Annotated in this window: 19 protein-coding genes; 9 read left to right on the forward strand and 10 right to left on the reverse strand. The window is 71.3% G+C overall.

What is annotated here, in order from left to right; translation table 11 throughout:
• Window positions 1-21 precede the first annotated feature (21 nt).
• Both AWQ70_RS18000 and AWQ70_RS18005 read left to right on the forward strand, forming a co-directional pair.
• A complete protein-coding gene (locus tag AWQ70_RS18000; protein ID WP_174552397.1) occupies window positions 22-339 on the forward strand; it encodes a dihydrofolate reductase family protein in 318 nt (105 codons plus the stop codon).
• A gap of 184 nt (window positions 340-523) precedes the next feature.
• Window positions 524-1,057 (forward strand): DUF421 domain-containing protein, encoded by a 534-nt coding sequence (locus AWQ70_RS18005; protein WP_218004566.1) that lies wholly within the window; start codon window positions 524-526, stop codon window positions 1,055-1,057.
• Between the two features lie 80 nt (window positions 1,058-1,137).
• Here the strand turns inward: AWQ70_RS18005 and AWQ70_RS18010 are convergent, their stop codons facing one another.
• The 7 genes from AWQ70_RS18010 to AWQ70_RS18040 form a co-directional block, all read right to left on the reverse strand.
• Window positions 1,138-2,247 (reverse strand): LacI family DNA-binding transcriptional regulator, encoded by a 1,110-nt coding sequence (locus AWQ70_RS18010; protein WP_084517331.1) that lies wholly within the window; start codon window positions 2,245-2,247, stop codon window positions 1,138-1,140.
• Between the two features lie 90 nt (window positions 2,248-2,337).
• Window positions 2,338-3,615, reverse strand: coding sequence for an amidohydrolase family protein (locus AWQ70_RS18015; protein WP_157530136.1), 1,278 nt, complete (start codon window positions 3,613-3,615; stop codon window positions 2,338-2,340).
• Window positions 3,602-4,363 carry a (S)-ureidoglycine aminohydrolase gene (gene allE, locus AWQ70_RS18020; protein ID WP_067177423.1) on the reverse strand — a complete coding sequence of 254 codons (762 nt, stop codon included), beginning with the start codon at window positions 4,361-4,363 and terminating at the stop codon, window positions 3,602-3,604. Before allE ends, AWQ70_RS18015 begins: the two co-directional genes overlap by 14 nt.
• Window positions 4,364-4,424: 61 nt before the next feature.
• Entirely contained in the window at window positions 4,425-5,474 is a 1,050-nt protein-coding gene (locus tag AWQ70_RS18025; protein ID WP_067177425.1) for an aminopeptidase, read from the reverse strand.
• Window positions 5,462-6,856 carry a dihydroorotase gene (locus AWQ70_RS18030; protein ID WP_067177427.1) on the reverse strand — a complete coding sequence of 465 codons (1,395 nt, stop codon included), beginning with the start codon at window positions 6,854-6,856 and terminating at the stop codon, window positions 5,462-5,464. Before AWQ70_RS18030 ends, AWQ70_RS18025 begins: the two co-directional genes overlap by 13 nt.
• Window positions 6,853-8,085 carry an amidohydrolase family protein gene (locus tag AWQ70_RS18035; RefSeq protein ID WP_157530137.1) on the reverse strand — a complete coding sequence of 411 codons (1,233 nt, stop codon included), beginning with the start codon at window positions 8,083-8,085 and terminating at the stop codon, window positions 6,853-6,855. Before AWQ70_RS18035 ends, AWQ70_RS18030 begins: the two co-directional genes overlap by 4 nt.
• A gap of 5 nt (window positions 8,086-8,090) precedes the next feature.
• Window positions 8,091-8,774, reverse strand: a complete 684-nt coding sequence (locus AWQ70_RS18040; RefSeq protein ID WP_084517291.1) for a pyroglutamyl-peptidase I — start codon at window positions 8,772-8,774, stop codon at window positions 8,091-8,093.
• 305 nt (window positions 8,775-9,079) lie between these two features.
• Between AWQ70_RS18040 and AWQ70_RS18045 the strand changes: the two genes are divergently transcribed.
• From AWQ70_RS18045 to AWQ70_RS18070, 6 genes are read left to right on the forward strand one after another with little or no spacing between them, the layout of a single operon-like run.
• Window positions 9,080-10,741, forward strand: coding sequence for an ABC transporter substrate-binding protein (locus AWQ70_RS18045; RefSeq protein WP_067177562.1), 1,662 nt, complete (start codon window positions 9,080-9,082; stop codon window positions 10,739-10,741).
• Entirely contained in the window at window positions 10,738-11,685 is a 948-nt protein-coding gene (locus AWQ70_RS18050) for an ABC transporter permease (protein WP_067177430.1), read from the forward strand. The genes AWQ70_RS18045 and AWQ70_RS18050 overlap by 4 nt, the downstream gene beginning before the upstream one ends.
• Window positions 11,685-12,545: an ABC transporter permease gene (locus tag AWQ70_RS18055; protein ID WP_067177432.1), complete on the forward strand. Its 861-nt coding sequence runs from the start codon at window positions 11,685-11,687 to the stop codon at window positions 12,543-12,545. Before AWQ70_RS18050 ends, AWQ70_RS18055 begins: the two co-directional genes overlap by 1 nt.
• Window positions 12,542-13,513, forward strand: a complete 972-nt coding sequence (locus AWQ70_RS18060; protein WP_067177434.1) for an ABC transporter ATP-binding protein — start codon at window positions 12,542-12,544, stop codon at window positions 13,511-13,513. Before AWQ70_RS18055 ends, AWQ70_RS18060 begins: the two co-directional genes overlap by 4 nt.
• Window positions 13,510-14,313: an ATP-binding cassette domain-containing protein gene (locus AWQ70_RS18065; RefSeq protein ID WP_067177436.1), complete on the forward strand. Its 804-nt coding sequence runs from the start codon at window positions 13,510-13,512 to the stop codon at window positions 14,311-14,313. The genes AWQ70_RS18060 and AWQ70_RS18065 overlap by 4 nt, the downstream gene beginning before the upstream one ends.
• 17 nt (window positions 14,314-14,330) lie before the next feature.
• Entirely contained in the window at window positions 14,331-15,950 is a 1,620-nt protein-coding gene (locus AWQ70_RS18070) for an ABC transporter substrate-binding protein (protein WP_067177439.1), read from the forward strand.
• Window positions 15,951-16,196: 246 nt separating this feature from the next.
• Here the strand turns inward: AWQ70_RS18070 and AWQ70_RS18075 are convergent, their stop codons facing one another.
• The 3 genes from AWQ70_RS18075 to AWQ70_RS18085 are packed head-to-tail and all read right to left on the reverse strand — an operon-like array spanning window position 16,197 to window position 17,470.
• Window positions 16,197-16,640 (reverse strand): SRPBCC family protein, encoded by a 444-nt coding sequence (locus tag AWQ70_RS18075; protein WP_067177441.1) that lies wholly within the window; start codon window positions 16,638-16,640, stop codon window positions 16,197-16,199.
• A 21-nt stretch (window positions 16,641-16,661) separates the two neighbouring features.
• Window positions 16,662-17,012: an ArsR/SmtB family transcription factor gene (locus AWQ70_RS18080; protein ID WP_067177443.1), complete on the reverse strand. Its 351-nt coding sequence runs from the start codon at window positions 17,010-17,012 to the stop codon at window positions 16,662-16,664.
• Window positions 17,009-17,470 (reverse strand): SRPBCC family protein, encoded by a 462-nt coding sequence (locus tag AWQ70_RS18085; RefSeq protein ID WP_067177445.1) that lies wholly within the window; start codon window positions 17,468-17,470, stop codon window positions 17,009-17,011. The genes AWQ70_RS18080 and AWQ70_RS18085 overlap by 4 nt, the downstream gene beginning before the upstream one ends.
• Window positions 17,471-18,270: 800 nt before the next feature.
• On the opposite strand from AWQ70_RS18085, the gene AWQ70_RS18090 reads away from it, so the two are divergent.
• Window positions 18,271-19,638: a sensor histidine kinase gene (locus AWQ70_RS18090; RefSeq protein WP_067177564.1), complete on the forward strand. Its 1,368-nt coding sequence runs from the start codon at window positions 18,271-18,273 to the stop codon at window positions 19,636-19,638.
• Window positions 19,639-19,666: the final 28 nt, after the last annotated feature.

The raw sequence follows: 19,666 nt of genomic DNA on the forward strand, positions 1-19,666 counted from the left end.
GCCGCCGCCCCTCGTGCGCTCATGGCACCACGCACGCCGGATCTTCAGCGCCACCAGAGCCGATGCGTCGTCGCGAACATCGCACTGAGCATGGACGGGTACTACAGCGGACCCGGCGGGCCCGCGGACATGGGATGGCTGATGCCGTACGCGATCAGCGACGTCGCCCGCGACCACCTGACGGAGCTCTGGAAGCCTGCGACCACCGCACTGCTCGGCCGCATCAACGGCGAAGGCTTCTTCGGCTACTGGCCGACGGTCGCGGACGACCCGTCCGCCGACCCCCGTGACCGCGCGTACGGCGCCTGGACCAGGGCTCCGGCGCGGCCTCGGGGCTGATGAACGCCGCCCGTCCCTCTCACTGTCATGAACGTCCAGCGAATCAAGGTCGTCCATGCCGTGTACCAGTCCTTCTTCAGCGGCGGTAGTGGAGCCGGGCGCAGGGGAAGGCCCGTCCAGTGGAGGGGGCAGCGGCCGGCCGGCGCATCTGCCATGGTCCTGCGAAGGTCGTCTGGGAGGAATCGTGTCCCTGTTGTTCGGGCAGGTCGCGACCCTGGGGTGGGTGGCCGTCAAGACGCTACTGCTCTATGTCACGGCCGTGGCCGGCCTGCGGCTGACGAAGCGACGCATGATCGCCGAGCTGTCGCCGTTCGACTTCGTGGCCGCCGTCGCCGTCGGTGCGATCGTCGGCCGCACCGCGACGGCGTTGGACACCTCCTATCTCACCGGAGCGGCGGCCCTTGTCACGGTGATCGCCGTCCACGCCGCCATCACCCAGTTGCGACTGCGCCACCCCTTTCCCCACTGGTTCGATCACGCGCCGCGCGTTCTGGTGACCGAAGGCGAGATTCACCCGAGGCAGCTCAGGCGTTGCGGGCTCACCGAGAGGGACCTGTACACGATCCTGCGCCGGCGGGGTGTCATGTCCCTTTCCTCCGTGCGCTATGTGATCTTTGAGCCGAAAGGGGTGATCAGTGTCGTCCGAAGGGGCGACGACGTGGGGGAAGTCACCCAGGAAGCGCTGGAGCGCGTGGAACGGCGAGCAGCCGGTGATTGACTCCGGGCCCCGGACGCGGTCATACCGGCGGCATACGCGGTACCCGGCCGGTCATTGACCGGGGACGCGCTGGACAGCGATCAGGGCGGCGTCATCGGCCATGCGTCCGCCGGATCTCGTCGCCGGCTGTGGCCGTCATCTGTCGCCGTATCGGAGAACGGGGCCGGGCCGCGCTGGGTGCTGCCGCGGATGTGCAGTTTGCTCGGCACGATGGCGGGGCCGTCGACCTGCTCGCCGGACAGCCGCTTCAGCAGCAGGTCCACCGCCGCCGTCGCCTGGTCCGCGGGGCGCAGGTCGATGGCGGTGATCGGCGGATCGCATTGCTGGGCGAATCGGCTGTCCATGCCGACGGCCAGGAGCAGGTCGTCCGGGATGCGGATGCCCCGCTCCCGGCACGCTCTGGTCGAGCCCTCGCTGTACTGCTCGGCGGAGGCGATGATGCCGTCCGGGGGCTCGTCGCCGTCCAGCAGCGCGCAGGTCGCCCTGTAGGAGTCGGCCTCGAGCCGATCCAGCGACACCGGGACCACGAGCGGAGGGAGCCCTCGCTCGGCGCACCACGCCCGGTAGGCGTGCTCGCCGTCGAGCACCCAGGCCCAGGTCGCCTCCGCCGACAGCAGCGCGATCCGGCGCGCGCCCGCCTGATGCATGTGGTCGAGCAGGTCGCGGATGTTCTGCGCGTTGTCGCCCGAGGCGTAGTAAGGGGAGCCGGGTCGCGCCGGGTCACGTTCGATGGACACGACCGGGATGCCCATCTCCTCCAGCATGTCGATCCGGGAGTCGGCGGACAGGGGGTCGCACAGCACCACGCCGTCCGGCCCGATGAGGTGCCACTCTTCGGCGGTGCTGATCCGCGGGGTGAGCGTCACCGCGTATCCCTCGCGGAACGCCGCGCGTGCCGCTCCGGCCGCCACCGACATGTAGAAGTCGAGGCTGATCATCTCCAGCTCGTCCGCCGGGCCGCCCACGTTGGGGAGGACCAGCGCGATCGTGCCGGTGCGGCCCTGCCGGAACGCCTGGGCGACGCGGCTGGGGCGGTAGCCGAGTTCGCGAGCGATCCTCTGGATCCGCGCCCGGGTCTCCGCCCGGAGCTTGCCCTTGTCGTTCAGCGCGTCGGAGACCGTCGTCACCGAGACCCCGGCGGCGGCGGCGACGTCCCGGATCGTCACTCGGCCGCCGATGGCGTTGGACACGCCGTTCACGCTATCACCGTCCCGTGCCGCCGCCGGTCGCCGAACGGGCGGCCGGAAAGTGCCGGTACGGGCTCGGGCGCGACCGGCCGATCATGCCGCGCTCACGGGGGAGGGCGCGGTCCACACGGCACCCCGCCGCCGGGCGATGATCCGGCCGTCCCGCACCGTCCAGCGGGGTCCCGGCTCGTTGCGCAGAGCGTCGATGAGGTTGTCCGCCGCGAGGACCGTGAGATCGGCACGGGCGCCCACGACCGGCTCCCGGTACGGCACGCCGGCGGCCCTGGCCGCGTTGGATCCCACCAGGTCCCAGGCCGTACGCACCCCCTCGTCGGTCTCGTCCGCCAGTGGGACGGCGTGCCAGGCCAGCCGGGCCAGATCCATCGGGTCGAGGTTGCCGAACGGATCCCAGTTGTCCTGCAGATTGCCCGTACCGGCCGCCACGGTCACTCCGGCGGCGAGCAGCTCGGCGGCCCGGGACAAGCCCCGGTGAGGACGGGAGCCGCCGAGGTTGGTGGGGCACACGGTCACGGTGATCCCGGCCTGCGCGACCTTGTCGATGACGCGGCGCGCGTCGTCGTCCGGGTAGGTTTCGAGGGCGCCCACATGGTTGGCGTTGACCATCCCCTGCATGCCGTGCGCGATCGTGCGCTCGGCCAGCGGTTCCAGCATCCGCTCGGAGGGGTCGGTGAAGTAGTCGACGTTGATGTCGATGCCGACGCCGAAGCGCTCCGCGAGGGCGAAGACGTGGTCGAGGTGGGCGATGCCGTCCTGGTGGTCGCGCTCGTTGTTGGGCCAGCCGCCGACCCGGTGCGCCCCGGCCGCCAGGGCGGCGGCGACCAGGTCGTACGCGCCCGGGTCCTGGATCAGGCCCTCCTGAGGGAACGCCGTGACCCGCACGTCCACGAGGTCGGCCTGTTCCTCCCGGGCCAGCATGACGCCCTCGAACGAGGTCAGCCCGGTCACCGTGTCGACGTCGACCTGCCCGGCGACGGTGCCGATGCCCTGGATCGCCGCCAGCCGCAGGAAGGCCCCGGCGCGCTCGGCGACGTCGGAACGGGTGAAGGTCGCCTTCAGGTCGCGTTGCCGCCGCATCATCGCATCGCGTTCGGTGAGCCCGGTGGGAAGGCCGAGCCGGGGGATCGAACGTCTGCTCAGCGCCTTGTCCGGATGGCTGTGCGCCTCGACGAAGGGAGGCGCGACCAGGCCGCCGGCGGCGTCGATCCGCTCACCTGCCGTGACGCCCGCGGCGGCGCCGGTGCCGATGGCGACGATCACGCCGTCGCGCACCAGCACGTCGGCTCGGCCGCCGTCGACGGTGGCGTTCTCGATTATCAGGTCCACTGAGGTGGGCAGGTCAGAAGCCGTCACGGTTGATGTCCTTGTAGAGAAGGTAGGCGGCGTTGGCCGACCCGGTCGCGTAGAAGTACTGGGGGCAGTACGGCGCCATGTACACGAAGTCGCCCGCGGCGACCTCCACGTGGTCCTCGCCCAGGTAGTAGACGCCCTGCCCCTCCAGCATGTAGAGCCCGTGTTCCTGGTGGTGGACCTCCACCATGGTGAAGCGGGCGCCGAGGTCGAAGCGCATCACGTTCATCGCCATGTCATAGCGCTCGTCGAGCGGCAGCAGCGGTGCGTACGTGCCGCCGATGGTCTCGTCCGGGATGTGCTCGACCTCGTCGACGTGCCCGGCGACGATCTCCGGGGCGGCCACCCCGTCCACCGCTTCGTACCTGCGCTTGACCCACAGTGCGCGGGCCGTGCCGGCGGCGTCGACCTCGAACTCGACGCCCTGTGGCAGGAACAGGTACCCGCCCGCCTTGATCGGGTAGCCGTCGTCGGCGGCGCGTACCCGTAGTTCGCCCTCCAGGACGTAGAGGAAGTTCTCGAAGCCGGCTCCGATCGGGCGCGTGGTGCCGGCGCCGGGCTCGAAGTCCAGCAGGTACTCCCCGAAGCGGGCGGGCAGGGCGCGCGGGGTGGCCAGCGGCTGGGCGTTCACGCCGCGGAGGTGGGGGAGGGAGTTCTCCACGAGGTTCTCGGGGCAGATGAGGATGTAGGAGTCGCGGACGCGTCCGCGGTTGGCGCTCACGTAGTCGGCACGGATGGCCGGTCCGGTCATGTCGGTACCTCCGATGAGTGGTCATGGGTTCTCGGGCGGCGGACGGCGGTCGCGGCACGGGTCACCGCGGGTTGAGGCGGTAGGCGCCTTCGTCCAGCACCTCGTGCCCGTCGGCCCGTACGGTGGGCCGGTCCACCACCAGGTCGACGTGAACCGGGGACTCCCAGTCGGCGCCGGTGTACTCCGGGAAGGGATGGCCGAAGGCGATGTGCACGCCGGGCACGTTCTCGTCGAACAGCAGGTTGCCGGTGAGGGCGGGCAGCGCCTGGTTGGTGCCCAGCGCCAGCTCGCCCAGACGCAGCCCGTACGGCGCTTCCGCCAGCCAGCGGCCGAGTCCGGACTCCAGCTCTGCGTTGGGATGGCGCACGCTCCGGGCGGCGCCGCCGGACACCTCGATCAGCACGGGCTCGTCGAGCAGGCCGTACCGGGCGTTGAACGGGTAGCCGACCACGGAGGCGGCGAGCACCCCCTCTGCGGACAGCGGCGTGCAGAAGACCTCTCCCTGGGGGAGCCTCCCTCCCTGACCGGCACACCGGTACAGGCCGGTGAAGGGCGTCCAGGGGCGTTCCCGTCCGCATGTCAGGATCAGGTCGGTGCCGCTCGCGCTGGTGACGCGCACCTCTTGGACGCCGGTGAGCGTGTCGCGGACGCCGAGGGTGAACCGGGCCACCCGCGCGTAGTCGACGGCCATGCCCACGCCGAGGCAGGTCTCGTCCAGCGCGGGCATGTGCGCGTGCCTGATGTCGCGCCGCTCCAGCTCGCTCCAGAACCCGGCGTCCCAGGCCAGCGCGTCCACGGGGTCGGCCGCGGCGAACACGGTCACGGTCGGGGCGTGGGCGGCCACCGCCGCGTCGATCGACCGCCGGGCCGCCGCGTATCGGGTGGCGAGGTCGGGCAGCACGACGACCCACGCGGGAGCCAGGGCGCGGGCCTCGCCGGCGATCACTTCGGCCAGGTGGCGGGTGGCCCGGTCGGTCAGCACGAGCACCCGGTCCCGGTCGGTCACCGCCAGGCAGGAGCCGACCAGTTCGGCCGCGCCGCGGCGCAGCGCGGCGGCACCGGCGGCACGGTCAGCGGAGCGGTCCGGAGACGGTTCGTTCAGCTGCGGCATCGGGCCTCCTGGGAGAGCGGTACGAACCGGCCCCAGCCGGGCGGTGCCACCACGTCGCCTCCGGTCGCCACGGTGCGGCCCCGCACGAGCGTCCTGACCACGCGCACGTCGCAGGCGCGGCCGTCGTACGGCGACCAGCGCTCCACCGCGTGCTGCTGCCTCTCGGCGCTGATCACCCACGGGCGGTTCAGGTCGAGCAGCACGATGTCGGCGTCCATGCCGGGCGTCAGTACCCCCTTGGAGCCGTCGACTCCGCAGACGCGCGCGGGCCCTTCCGTGAACAGCGGCACGATGCGGGTCAGCGCGACGCCCCGGCGCAGCGCCTCGCTCAGCACGAGCGGCATGTACTCCTGCACGCTCTGGATCCCGAACGGGCAGGCGAAGACGTCGGCGCTCCCCTTCAGCTTGTCGGCGCGTCCGTACGGGCAGTGGTCGGACACGATCGCCTGGACCAGCCCGGCGCGCACCCGGTCCCACAGGGCGGCGACACGCCCGGCGTCGCGCAGCGGCGGGGCGCACACGCCGAATCCGCCCACCCGTCGCAGGTCGTCCTCGTCCAGGAGCAGATGGTGCGCCGTCACCTCGCAGGTCGCGTCCACCCCGGCGGCACGCGCCTGCGCGACCAGGTCGACGGCTTCGGGAGTGGACAGGTGGACCAGGTGGACCGCGCATCCCGTACGGCGCGCCGCCTCCAGCACGCCGCGCACCGCCTCGATCTCGGCCGAGGGCGGGCGGGCCTCCAGCAGGGCTGCGATGTCGGTGCGCCCGCGCGCGCGCAACCGCGTCTCCGCGACGGCGATCGTCTCGCGGTCCTCGGCGTGGACCAGCACCCGGGCGCCGAGTCGCGCCGCCGTGGCCATCCCCGTCAGCAGGTCCGCCTCGGTGGCAGGGGGGAAGTCCATGTCGTTGTCGGGCAGGAACGCCTTGAAGCCGGGCGCGCCGAGCGCGTGCTGGCCGGCCATCTCTCTGAGGGACGGCCCGGTCAGGGCGCCCCACAGGCCGAAGTCGACCACCGCGCCGGCCGCCGCGCGTGCGCTCTTGTCGGCGTACCTGGCGGCGGTCGTGGTCGGCGGGTCGGAGAAGGGGTGCTCGACGACGAAGGTCACGCCTCCGGCGGCGGCGCCGCGGGTGCCGGCGTTGAAGTCGTCCTCGAACGAGATTCCAGGGACGTCGAAGTGGACGTGCAGGTCGATCGCTCCGGCCATGACGTGCAGGCCGCTCGCGTCGATCACCTCGGCGGCCCGCACCGGCGTGCCGGGTGGCACCGTCTCACGCACCCGGCCGCCGTCCACCAGGAGCGTGGCCGCGACCGGCCCTCCGGGCGTCAGTATGGTGCCGCCGGCCACGGCGAGATCGGCGCGGACCGGCGCGTCGCCTGTCATGCGCCCACCACTTCCAGCGCGGGCGAGCCGGTCGTGTCGCGGCTGCTCACCACCCGCCCGCGCCGCAGCGTGGTACGGCGGCCGGGCATCGACGCCAGCGCGGTGGCCCGGTCCGGCACGTCGAAGACGACCAGATCGGCGGACTCGCCGATCAGGACGTCGCCGTCGCGCCCGCCGATCGCGACCGACGCCTGCGAGCCGACCATGTCCCAGGCCACGTCGACCGAAGCGTCGTCGTGGAAGCCGGCGCCGTGGTAGGCGGTCTGTGCCCTGTCGAGCGGGTCCAGTGTGCCGAGCGCGTACCAGCCGTCGTTCATGTTGTCGCTGCCCGCGGCGACGACGACCCCTGCGGCCATCAGCTCCCTGGGCCGTGAAAGCCCGCGCGGGCCGCCGTCGGCGAGGTTGATGGGGACGATCACGATCCGCAGGCCGGCTTCCGCGACCGCCGCGACCACCCTGGCGGCGTCCGCCTCGTCGTACATCTCCAGGCCGCAGCAGTGGCTGGCCAGCACCCTGCCCTGGTAGCCGCGCCGCAGGGTCTCGGCCGCGACGAACTCCATCATCGTCTCCGAGGCGTCGATCATGCAGTCGACGTGGATGTCCACATCGACCGCGAACCGTTCGGCGATGTCGAACACCTCGCGCACGTGGGCCCGCTGCGCGTCGGCGCCGTCCTCCACGTTGGGCCAGCCGCCGACGAGCCCGGCGCCGAGGCGCAACGCCTCCTCCAGAAGTTCCCGCGCGCCCGGGTCGCGACCGAGCCCTTCCTGGGGGAAGGCCACGATCTGCACGTCCATCAGGTGCGCGACCCGCTCCCGGGCCGCCAGCATCCCGTGTAGTCCGGTCAGCCCGGCCACCGAGTCCACGTCGACGTTGGCGCGCAGTGCCGTCACTCCGTTGACGGAGGCCAGTCGCAGCGCCCGGGTCGCACGGTCGGCGACGTCCTCGACGGTGAAGCCCGCCTTGATCGTCCGGGCGCGTGCGAACCCGTCGTACAGGCCCGGCGGGGCGAGCCGTCTGCTGTAGGCCTTGTCGGGGTGGTAGTGCGGCTCGGTGAACGAGCGGGAGACGAGCCCGCCGGCGGCCTCCAGGACCCGGTGCGCGGGGGCGGCTTTCGCGGGGGACGGTTCCACGTCGGTGACGAGGCCGTCCCGGATGTGGACGTCCACTTGGCCGTCACGGCCGTGGACGCGCCCGGCGCGGATCAGCAGATCGGGTATTTGCGGCATATCGGTCACCACTCCCATTCGTTGGCCGGCACGTTGATGTCGACGGGGTGCTCGACCAGCGCACGCAGGGCCGCGCGAACCGCGGTGACCTGTAGCGGAAGGTCCATGCTCGGCCCGTTGTGCCCCAGCCGGGCCACATGTTCGGCGGAGTCGGGCAGGTGCAGGAATCCGCACCTGACGGCGGGCAGGTGCCGATCGGCGAGGTGCAGCGCGGTGTACATCAGCGCGTTGCAGCCGTGCGTGGACGCCGAGTTGGAGACGAGCGCGGGCGCGCCGGCGGCGCGCATCGCCGCCGTCATGGCCTTGATCGGCAGGGTCGACAGGTAGGCGGCGGGCCCGTCGGGGTAGACCGGCTCTCCGGCCGGCCGCCGTCCCCCGTCGGCGAACTGGAAGTCCTGCACGTTGACGGCGATCCGCTCCGCGGTGACGGTGGCGCGCCCGGAGAAGACTCCGCAGCACACCACCGCGGAGGGGGGCGGGCCGCCGCCCAGCATCAGGGGGCCGAGGGCCTCCTCGGGATGGACGTCCCAGTCGAGGCTGCGCGCCACCACGCGGTGGCCGGCCACGGTCTCGCCGTCCAGGGCGAGGGCGACGGTGCTGCTCGGGTTCTCGCTGTAGCGCAACTCGGCGCGCTCGGCCGAATCGCCGAAGGAGCCGTTTCCGGTGAGCAGGATCCAGGGCTGGGTCATCACTCAACTTCCGGCAGGGGGAGTCCGTGAACTCCACGGAGAGGACCGCGACCGGGAGATTTCCGGACCGGCCGCCGGGCAGCATCATGACCCATGATTGGGAAAAAAGAAACGTTTCTCTTCGAAAAGAAACGTTTCTCCCAAGCCTTGCGCTCCGCAGAGTGACGGGTGTTAACTGCCGGACAAGCCGCGCCGGAAACCGGATGGCGCCGCAGCGGCGGCCGGACCGCCGCGAGTCCCCGAGCCCCTCCACCCCCTTCACGACCCTGTCCGGGCCGCCCCAGCACCAGCCCCGGAGGTACCTCTTGCCCCAAGCATCCGTATGGTCCCGTCCCCGCCGGTTCGCCGCGACGGTCGCCGTCGGCTCCCTGCTCCTCGCCGGATGCGGAGGGAACCCCTCCTCCGGAGGGCCGTCCGGCGCGGCGCGCGACGGCGGCAAGGCGATCGACGTCACCGAGACGACACCCGCCGCGTCCGGGCCCCTCGACCGGGTGACCTGGGCCGTCCAGAACGAACCCGCGTCCTTCGACTGGATCTACAACGCGAGCTTCGAGACCGGCCAGATCATGGCCAACGTGTGCGAGGGCCTGCTCCGGCTCGCCCCCGACATGTCGCTCGAACCCGCGCTGGCCGAGTCCGTCGCCAACCCCACCCCGACGACGTGGGTGTACCGGATGCGTCCCGGGGTGAGGTTCCACGACGGCACCGCGCTCACCGCCAAGGACGTCGTCTTCAGCCTCACCCGCCACCTGGACGCCAAGGCCGGTTCGTTCTGGGCCGGCGCCTACGCCAACGTCTCCTCGGTCGAGGAGACCGGCCCGCTCGAGGTCACGGTCACCCTCAAGCAGCCCGACGCCCTCTTCAACTCCTACATGAGCAGCCCCGCCGGCATCGTCGAAAGCGAGGCGACCGTACAGGCCAAGGGCAAGGCGTACGGGACGCCCGACGGCGGCGTCAACTGCGCCGGCCCCTTCTCCCTGGCGTCCTGGGACAAGGGACAGTCGATCACCCTGGCCCGCGACGACGGCTACTTCGACCCCAAGCACCGGGCCAAGGCCAAGGAGGTCGTGTTCAGCTTCGTCCGCGACCCGGCCGCCGTGGTCAACGGCATGTTGTCGGGCTCCATCGACGGCGGCTGGAGCCTGCCGTCGGCGTCCTTGGACCGCCTGTCCACCGGCGGGCAGGGCACCGTCTACTACGGTCCGAGCACACAGGGCTTCAACGCCATCGTGATGAACGCCGACGGCCCCCTGCGCGACGTGCGCGTCCGCCGCGCGCTGTCGATGGCCATCGACCGCCAGGGCATCATCGACGCCGTGCTACGCGGGGCCGGCCAGCCGCAGAGGGCACCCGCGGTGCCCGGGTCGTGGGGATACGCCAAGGACGTCTACCGCAAGGCGTGGGACGACCTCACGATCACGCGGCGCGACCTCGACGCCGCCAAGAGGCTGGTCCGGGAGGCGGGGGCACCCGCGGAGCCGATCACCGTCGCCACCACCACCAGCGAGGCCGAACTACCGGTCATCGGCGCCGAGATCCAGGCCGCGGCCAAACGGATCGGCCTGACCGTCGCGATCAAGAACATTCCGCCCGACCAGTACAACGGCGTGTACACCGACAAGAAGGCCCGCGAGGGCATCGACCTGTACCTCACCAGCTGGGGCACCGACTTCCCCGATCCGCTGCAGATCTACCAGTACTTCCAGACCGGGAACCTCTACAACTTCTCCGGCTTCTCCGACCCCGCGTTCGACGAGCTCATGACCGAGGCGGCGCGCACCGGTGAACCGGAGACCCGCGCCGAGCTCATCGCCTCCGCTCAGCGGATCGTCGTCGACCGGCTCATCTGGATCCCGCTCTACACGCCCTACAACACGCTCTTCCTCAACAAGCGGCTCAGCGGCTGCCCTGCCTCCTACGTCCAGCTCCACTACCCGTGGGCGGCCGACCTCGGAGCGACGGCATGACGGCGGCACTCGTGGGGCGCAGGCTGCTCGCCCTCGCCCTGGTCATGCTCGTCACCTCGTTCGTGGTGTTCTCCGCGATGTACCTGGCGCCCGGCTCGCCGGAGTCGTTCCTGGCCCGGGGCAACTCGATCACCGCCGACACGCTGGCCGCCATCCGCGCCCAGTACCACCTGGACGATCCCTTCCTCCAGCGGTACCTGTCCTGGCTCGGCGGCCTGCTCACCGGTGACTTCGGGCAGTCACTGCAGTTCAGGCAGCCCGTCGGCGGCCTGATCGCCTCCAGGCTCACCACCACGCTCCTCCTGATCGGCTACGCCTCGCTGCTCATCCTGATCTCCGGCGTCGTGATCGGTGTCATCGCCGCGATCCGGCGCGGCGTGGTCGACGCCGCCGCCGTCATCGGGACCACTGTCGCCATGGGCACCCCGTCCTTCGTCGTCGCCATCGGACTGACCTCGCTGTTCGCCGTCACGCTCGGCTGGTTCCCGGCGTTCGGGGCGGGAGAGGGCCTGCTCGACCGGCTGTGGCACCTGACGCTGCCCGCCGTGGCATTGGCGCTGTCCTCGGCCGCGCTGATCGCACGGGCGACCCGCTCCTCGATGCTGGCCGAGCTGGGCAAGGAGTACGTCGAGACGGCACGGGTCCGCGGCTTCTCCGAACGGCGCCTCATCTGGCGGCACGCCTTCCGCAACGCGATGGCCCCGGTGGTCACGCTCACCGGCCTGGTGGTCTCCGGCCTGCTGGTGACCACGACGCTGGTGGAGACGGCCTTCGGTCTCAACGGCATGGGGTCGCTGCTGGTACAGGCGGTCAACGCGAAGGACTTCCCGGTCACCCAGGCCATCGTCCTGATCATCGTCGCGGCGTTCGCCGTCTCCAACCTGGTGGTCGACCTGCTGTACCCGCTGATCGACCCGCGAGAGCGCGGAAGGGCGGCCGGCTGATGGCCACACAGGCACTGCCCCTGGTCAGGCGCCGCTGGCTGCCCCGCCTGCGGGGCGCCGGCTGGATGGCCGCATCCGCGGTCGCCGTACTCGCCGGCCTGGTCCTCGTCGCGCTGCTGGCACCCTGGCTGGCCCCTCAGGACCCCGACGCGGTCTCGCTCGCCGAGAGCCTGAACGGGCCGTCCGCCGCGCACCCGCTCGGCACCGACCAGGCCGGCCGCGACGTGCTGTCCCGCCTCATCTGGGGTGCCCGGATCTCGCTGCTCGGCCCGCTCGGCGTCGTGGTCGGCGCCACCCTTCTCGGCGTGACGGTCGGCGTCGTGGCCGCGTGGCGCGGCGGCTGGGTCGACGCCGCGCTCTCCCGCATGATCGAGCTGATCTTCGCCTTCCCCGGCGTGCTCCTGGCGATCCTGCTGGTCGCCGTGCTCGGCGCCGGGCTGGACTCGACCGTACTGGCGCTCGCGATCGCCTACACGCCGTACATGGCCCGCATCACCAGGGGGGTGGCCCTCAGCGAGCGCAACCGCCCGTACATACGCGCGCTGGAACTCCAGGGGTTCGCCGCCTGGGGCATCGCGCTACGACATCTGATCCCCAACATCGCGCCGTTCGTCCTCGCCCAGGCGTCGCTCTGCTTCGGCTACGCCATGATCGATCTGGCCGGGCTGTCCTTCCTCGGGTTCGGGGTCCAGCCCCCGCGATCCGACTGGGGAGCCATGATCTCCGAGGGCCAGACGGCGCTGCTGCAGGGTATGCCCCTGTCCGCGCTCGCCCCCGGCGCCGCCATCGTGACCGCGGTCGTCGCGTTCAGCCTGCTCGGCGAGGGCATCGCCGACCACGTCAGAAAGGCGGCCCGATGATGTTGCGGATCGAGGACCTCTCCCTGTCGGTGTCCTCGGGCGACGCGCGACGGCCCATCCTGGACTCCGTCTCCCTGACCTGCGGACCCGGCGAGATCGTGGGGCTGGTCGGAGAGTCCGGCTCCGGCAAGTCCATGACATTGCGCACCGCGGTCGGCCTCACCCCCGCCGGCGCGCGCACCGAGGGCCGGGTGCGGGTCGCGGGTAGGGACGTGCTCGGCGCACCCGCCGCGCAGATACGCGAGATCAGGTCGCGCACCGCCGCGATGATCTTCCAGGACCCTCGCGCGCACATCAACCCCTTCCAGCGCCTCGGGGTCTTCCTCGCCGAAGGGCTGCGAGTACATCGGGGCATGCGGCGCCGCGAGGCCATGCGTGCAGCCGCCGGGCTCCTGGAGGAGGTCGGCCTGCCCGACCCCGAACGGCACCTGCGCCAGTATCCGCACGAGCTGTCCGGCGGCATGCTGCAGCGCGTCATGATCGCCGCGGCACTGGCCGCGGAGCCCGAGCTGCTGCTCGCCGACGAGCCCACCACCGCCCTGGACGTGACCACCCAGGCCGAGATCATGTCGATCCTGCTGCGGTTGCGCCGCGAACGCGAGCTGGCCATCGTCCTGGTGACGCACGACCTGGACCTGGCCGTGGCCTGCTGCGACCGGATCAACGTGATGTACGCCGGCTCGATCGTGGAGGAGGCCCCCGCCGCCGACCTGCACCGCCGGCCCCGCCACCCCTACACCGCCGCGCTCTTCGCCTCCCGCCCCAAGCCCGGCCGCGACGACCTCCGGGTCATCGCCGGCCGCCCGCTGGGGCTCTTCGAGGCGCCGCCGGGCTGCGCGTTCGCGTCCCGTTGCGATCACGCCCACGAGATCTGCCACGAGCGGTCCCCTCGCCTCGATGCCGCCGACTCCCGCCGGGTGGCCTGCCACCGCGCGGGCGACCTCGTCCTGACCGGGGAGAACTCATGAGCCTCCTGAGAGTGAACGCGCTCCGCAAGACCTACGGCAAGGTCGTGGCCGTCGACGATGTCTCCTTCGAGGTGCCGGCCGGTGGTTCCTTCGGGATCGTCGGGGAGTCCGGCTCCGGCAAGACGACCACCGCTCGAATGATCGTCGGTCTGGAGCGCCCCGACTCCGGAACGGTCACGTTCGACGGTCACCGCTTCGCGGGGAGCGGCCGGCGAACCCGCCGGGAGCTGGCACGCGTGGTTCAGCTCGTGTTCCAGGATCCCTACCAGAGCCTGGACCCCCGGCAGAGCGTCGCCGACACGCTCGACGAGGTGCTGCGGCTGCACACCCGCCTGGGGACGACCGAGCGGCAACGCCGCCGCGCCGAACTCCTGGATCAGGTCGGCCTCGGGTCCCGGGAGGCGGCCGCGATCCCGCACGCGCTGTCCGGCGGGCAGCGGCAGCGCGTCGCCATCGCCCGCGCGCTCGCCGCGCGGCCCCGGCTCCTGGTCCTCGACGAGGCGGTCGCCGCGCTCGACGTGTGCATCCAGGCACAGATCCTCGACCTGCTCGCCGAGATCCGTGAAGAAACGCAGGTCGCGCTGCTGTTCGTCAGCCACGACCTGGAGGTCGTCAGATGGATCACCGACGAGGTCGCCGTCATGTTCCGCGGCTCCGTCGTCGAACACGGCCCCACCCGGCAGGTGCTGGAGACGCCGGAGCACCCCTACACCCGGCTGCTGCTGTCCAGCGTGCCGCACGCGGGCTGGGATCCCGACGTGGTGGCGCGCACCCGCCGCGATCTTCTCGCCACCCTCTGACCTCCGAAGGAACACCCATGCCTGTCACCGCCCGCCTCACGGGTCCGGCCCTGTGCGTGATGCTCGCGCTGAGCGCCTGCGGCGGCACGCCCGCCACAGGGGCGGCCACGCTGCCGACGTTGACCGAGTCGCTGCCCGCCGCCACCGGTGAGCTGGACACGCTCCGGTGGGCCCTGCACGCCGAACCCTCGACGCTCGACCCCATGTACCCGAGCGACCTGCCGCCCCTGGAGGTTCTCGCCAACGTCTGCGAGAGCCTGGTGAAGATCGAGCCGGACTTCTCCTACACCCCCGCGCTGGCCGAGTCCTGGAGCAGTCCCGACCCGCTCACCCTTGTGTACGAGCTCCGCCCCGGAGTGAAGTTCCACAGCGGCGCCGAGCTGACCGCCAAGGACGTCGCCTACAGCCTCAGCCGCCACCTCGACAAATCGCTCGGCTCGTACTACGGCGCCGTCTACCAGAACGTCAAGGACATCAGGGCCACCGGCGACCTCGAGGTCACCGTCCGGTTCAAGGCGCCCGACGCGCTCTTCCACCAGTCGATGGCCACCGCGGCCGGTCGCATCCTGGGTAAGGCCGCGTCCGAGGCCGCCGGGAAGGACCTCGGCAAGCCCGGCGAGGCGCCGGACTGCACCGGGCCCCTGAAGCTGGGCACCTGGACGACCGGCCAGTCCATCACACTGGACCGCTTCGACGCCTACTGGGACGCCGCACACCGCGCCAAGACCGGGCACGTCCGGTTCGACTTCATCAGGGATCCCGCCGCGGCGATCACCGCCCTGCTCGCCGGTGAACTCGACGGCTCCTGGTACGTGCCTTCCTCCGGCTTCGCCAGGCTTCGCGCCACCGACACCGGAACGCTCTACTTCGGCCGTACGTCGGGAAGCTACGTCGCCATGGTGACCGACCTGAACGGGGCACTGGGCGACGTCAGGATCCGAAAGGCCCTGTCGCTGGCCATCGACCGGCGGGGGATCGTCAAGGCCGCCGTGGCGGGAGCCGCCGAGCCGCTCAAGGCGCCGGCCGCCCCCGGAAGCTGGGGATTCGAGAAGGAGGCCCTCCGCGCCGCCTATGACGCGCTGCCCGATCCCGGCGGCCGGCTCGAGGAGGCCAGGGCACTGGTGCGTGAGGCGGGCGTGCCCTCCGCCCCGGTGACGATCGCGGTCACCGGCTCGCAGGCCGAGATGCCGGTCATCGGCGCCGAGGTCAAGCGGGCGGGCGAGTCGATCGGCCTCAAGGTGGAGATCAGGACCCTGCCCGCCGACAACTACAACGCCCTCTACAGCGACGCCGAGGCGCGGAAGGGGATCGATCTGATCTTCTCGCTCTGGCAGACCGACTTCCCCGACCCGACGCAGATCTACCAGTACCTCCAGACCGGCGACACCTTCAATTACGCCAGGTGGTCGAACCCGGAGTACGACCGGCTCGTCACCGAGGCCGCCTCGGCCGGGGACCCCGCGCAGCGAGCGAAGCTGGTGGTCGGAGCCCAGGACATCGCCGTCAAGGCGCTGATCTGGATACCGCTGTACGCGCCGTTCAACACGCTGTTCCTGGGCAAGGGCCTCACCGGAGCGCCGACCTCCTCAGTACAGATCACCTACCCCTGGGCCGCGGACATCGGCCGGTCCGGCTGATCGGTGCTCCGGCCACGCCCGCCGCAAGAATCGGCCGGCCGACCGCCGGCCGGCATCGGGAACCCGTTCACGACGCGGCTCGGCCGGTCGATCCGCGACCGTCCCCGGAAGACCTCCTCGTCATCTACCTCGGCGAGGAGGTGCCCGCCGATCTCGTGGAGCGGCTTGATGGAGGGTGGGCCGGGGGCTGCCGGTGAGTCGTGACGCATCCGTCACGCCGTCATCGCCCAGCCCACCCGCGACCGCTCAGTGCCAGTCGCTGATCTGCACGTCCCGCGGTGCGGGCGCGCCCTCGCCGGTCTCCACCAGGGACTTCAGGCTCATCAGGAACGAGCCCCACTTGGTGCTGCAGTGGTGCATGAACTCCACCGGCTCCTTCCAGCCCTGGTGCTTGAACAGCACGATCGTGTAGTCGCCGTCCTGGCGGAGGTCCCAGTCGATCGTCGTCCCGATCCACTCCTCAGGGCCGTCGACCACCCGCCATGCCACTCGCTCGAAGGGCCGTAGCTCGACGGCCTCCATGTCGAAGCCGCCGACCGGGAACCGGAACTCGAGTACGCCGCCGACGTCGCCGCTTCCCTTCGTGTCGTCGGTCCACCAGCCGGCCAGGCCCTCGACGGTCGTCAGCGCGTCGTACACCTTCTCCGGTGTCGGGGTCTTGACCCCGATCCTGTGCAGAATGTCCACCATCTCCGGCTCTCCTTGGTCTCGTCAGTCCTGTTGGGTGCGCTGGATCGCCTCGGCGATCCGCTTGATCCGCTGCAGCCGGGCGTCCCACGCCGCCCCGACCGACGACAGCTGGGCCACCGCGCGGGCGAGCTGGGCATCGTCCACCCGGTACCGCTTCTCCCGGCCCGCCGACGTCGCCCGGACCAGGCCGACCCGGTCGAGGACGCCGAGGTGCTTGGCCACCGCCTGACGGGTGACCGGTAGCCGCTGGGCCAGCGTGGTCGCGGTGCCGTCACCCTCGATGAGCAGCAGGTCGAGCATTCGGCGCCGGGTCGGGTCTCCGATCGCGGACCAGAGGTCGTCGTCGACCGTTTCGGCCACCGCGGTGCTCATGACCGCACCCGCAGCGACGCGACGTACGGTGCCAGCCGCGGCAGATAGAAGTCCCAGCCGGTGACGTGCTCCTGGTACTGCTGCTCGAGGACGGCGACCTCCCAGCCCATCTCGCGGAAGCCGGTCTCGGTCATCTTGAGGAGCGTCCCGCCGTCCGACGGGGTCAGGTCGAAGGTGACCAGCAGCGAGTTGCCTTCCGCCGCGACCTCGTTGGCCGGGTGCGTCCAGCGGAAGGAGAACGTCCGCGGTGGTCGCATGTCGACGACGGTGAACGGCACCACTGCCCCGCCGGTGTCGCGGTCACCGAAGACGATCTCCCCTGCGGACCCGGGCGTCGGCTCGTAGCGGGCGTCGTCCGGCCACCACTCCTTGAGGTGGTCGGGACTGCTCACCACCTCGAAGACGATCTCTGGCGACGCCTCGATATAGATCTCCCGCTCGATGGTTCCGAACTCCACGTCACCCTCCTGCAATGTTTGGTTGCGCGTCAGGCTATCCGGGACGCCGTTGTTGCGCAACCATCGGTTGCGTTTCGGTGTCCTACGGGCGCGGTCCGCCTTGCCGGCTGCGCGAGAAGGGTCCGGAGAGCCGCCCCCCCGCGCGCCCCACGCGGACCTTCGCACGTGCGGCGCCTTCGGCGACGACGCCGCCCTGATGGCGCTGCGCGGCCCCGGCATCCTGGCCTCCGCCCTCGCGGCGGACTCGGCGTCGCTGCGCCGTCAGCTCGACACGGCCCTCGACGCTGTGACGTGCAGCCTGGCCTCGGGACAGTGAAACGTCACCTGCGTCATTTCGTGGGGGCCTCGTTCAGGGCGTGGAGCAGCACCTCACCGCCGACCACGGTCGCCAGTACCGGGTTCGCGGCCTGCTGCTCGGGGGACAGGGCCAGGGGCGGAGCGGGAACTCGGACTGCCGCGAGGCGGTCTTCGCGGCGGCACGAGTCCGCTCAGGGCGAGCGTGTAGGCATCCGCGGCCCACGGCCTCGAACGGGGGTGCGCACAGCAGGACGCGATCATCGGTGCGTACGGCGTGCGTACGGGGCTCAGGGCCGCCGTCTCGGCGTCGCCCCCACGACGGCGCCGGCGCACGCAGGCGACGCCATCAGGACCAACACGATCGGCCCGGGCCGGGCCGAGGGTCCTGTCCCGCGCAGTCCCCAGGCCTGCTGACGTTTGCGTGCTTTTGGCGGTGAGTCTCCCCCTGACCGGTAAGGGGCCGTCATAGAGAGGCCCGGATCTGGTCTCGGGGGGTGATCAGGATGTGTGTCTGGCATCGTTGCACCATCAGGACCCGCCTGACTGTGGTGGCCGGCAGCGGCATGGCGCTGATCTGCGCCGCAGCCACGGTTCTCGTGCTGATCGCCGTACGTGGGCGCGCCATGGAGTTCCGGAAGGCGACGTTGATCGCCAACGCGTTGAAGACCGTTGAACGGACCGTGATCAAAGGTCCGCCTTCCGCCTTGCCCGAGGCGCCGGGCAAGGCCGCCCAGTTGTTCAATCCCACCGGGAAGCTGGTGTCCTCCACACGGAACATGGCCGGCACGCCGCCGATGGTGAATGTCGCCGGGTCCGACACGTACACGATCTATGAGACGTGTGACCTCCCCGGATTCCCCGGCGACTGCAAGGTCGTGCTCAACCAGCCGATCCACATGGCCAATGGGACCTGGTGGCTGCACGCGGCGGCTCCGGCCCCTTCCTGGTACGGCGATTTCGGGCTGCTGGCATCCCTGGTCGGCGGCTCGCTCCTGCTGGTGACGGTGACCGCGTTCGGCGCGTACTGGATCGTGAGCAAGACCCTTGAACCGGTGGGGGCCATCAGTGGCAAGCTCGCCCAGATCACCGCCAGCGACCTGGGGCATCGCGTCCCGGTACCGAACTACGAAGACGAGCTCAAGGACCTCGCCGAGACCGCGAACCGGACCCTGGACCGCGCCCAGGCGGCGGTCGAACAACAGCTCCGATTCGCCTCCGACGCCTCGCACGATCTGCGCAGCCCGCTGACCGCGATCCGCGCGCGGATCGAGGAGGCGCTCATGTACCCCGAAGAAGCCGACTGGCCGCACACGGCGGCCGCGCTCCTTCACAGTGTGGAATGCCTCCAGGAGCTGGTGACCGACCTGCTCCAGATCGCCCGGCTGGACGCCGGCATCTGCGGCCGGCACGATCCCGTCAACCTGACCAGCCTCGTCCGATGCGAGCTGGATCGCCGCCCGCGCACGGCCGCGGTCGTGCGTCACCTCACCCCCGGCGTGATGGTCAACGGGGAGCGGATCGGGCTGACCCGGCTGCTCAACAACCTGCTGGACAACGCCGAACGGCACGCCGCCTCCACCATCACCGTCACCGTCGCCCGCGAAGGGGATGCGGCGGTGCTGGAGGTACGCGACGACGGCGAAGGGATCGCCCCCGACCAGCGGGAGGTGGTCTTCCAGCGGTTCACCCGTCTGGCGGCCTCCCGTAGGAAGGACGCCGGAGGAACCGGGCTCGGCCTGTCGATCGCGCGGCAGATCGCCGAAACCCACCGCGGCACTTTGACCATCGAAGACAGCACCCGCGGGGCACGGTTCGTCCTGCGTGTCCCTCTGCTGCACGCGCCGCCGTCGCGCTCCCGCCACAGGCGGTAGACGTCGACTTGCGCCGGTCGGGTGTGCC

The organism is Microtetraspora niveoalba, assembly GCF_001570405.1.
In the GTDB taxonomy this organism is placed as follows: domain Bacteria; phylum Actinomycetota; class Actinomycetes; order Streptosporangiales; family Streptosporangiaceae; genus Microtetraspora; species Microtetraspora niveoalba.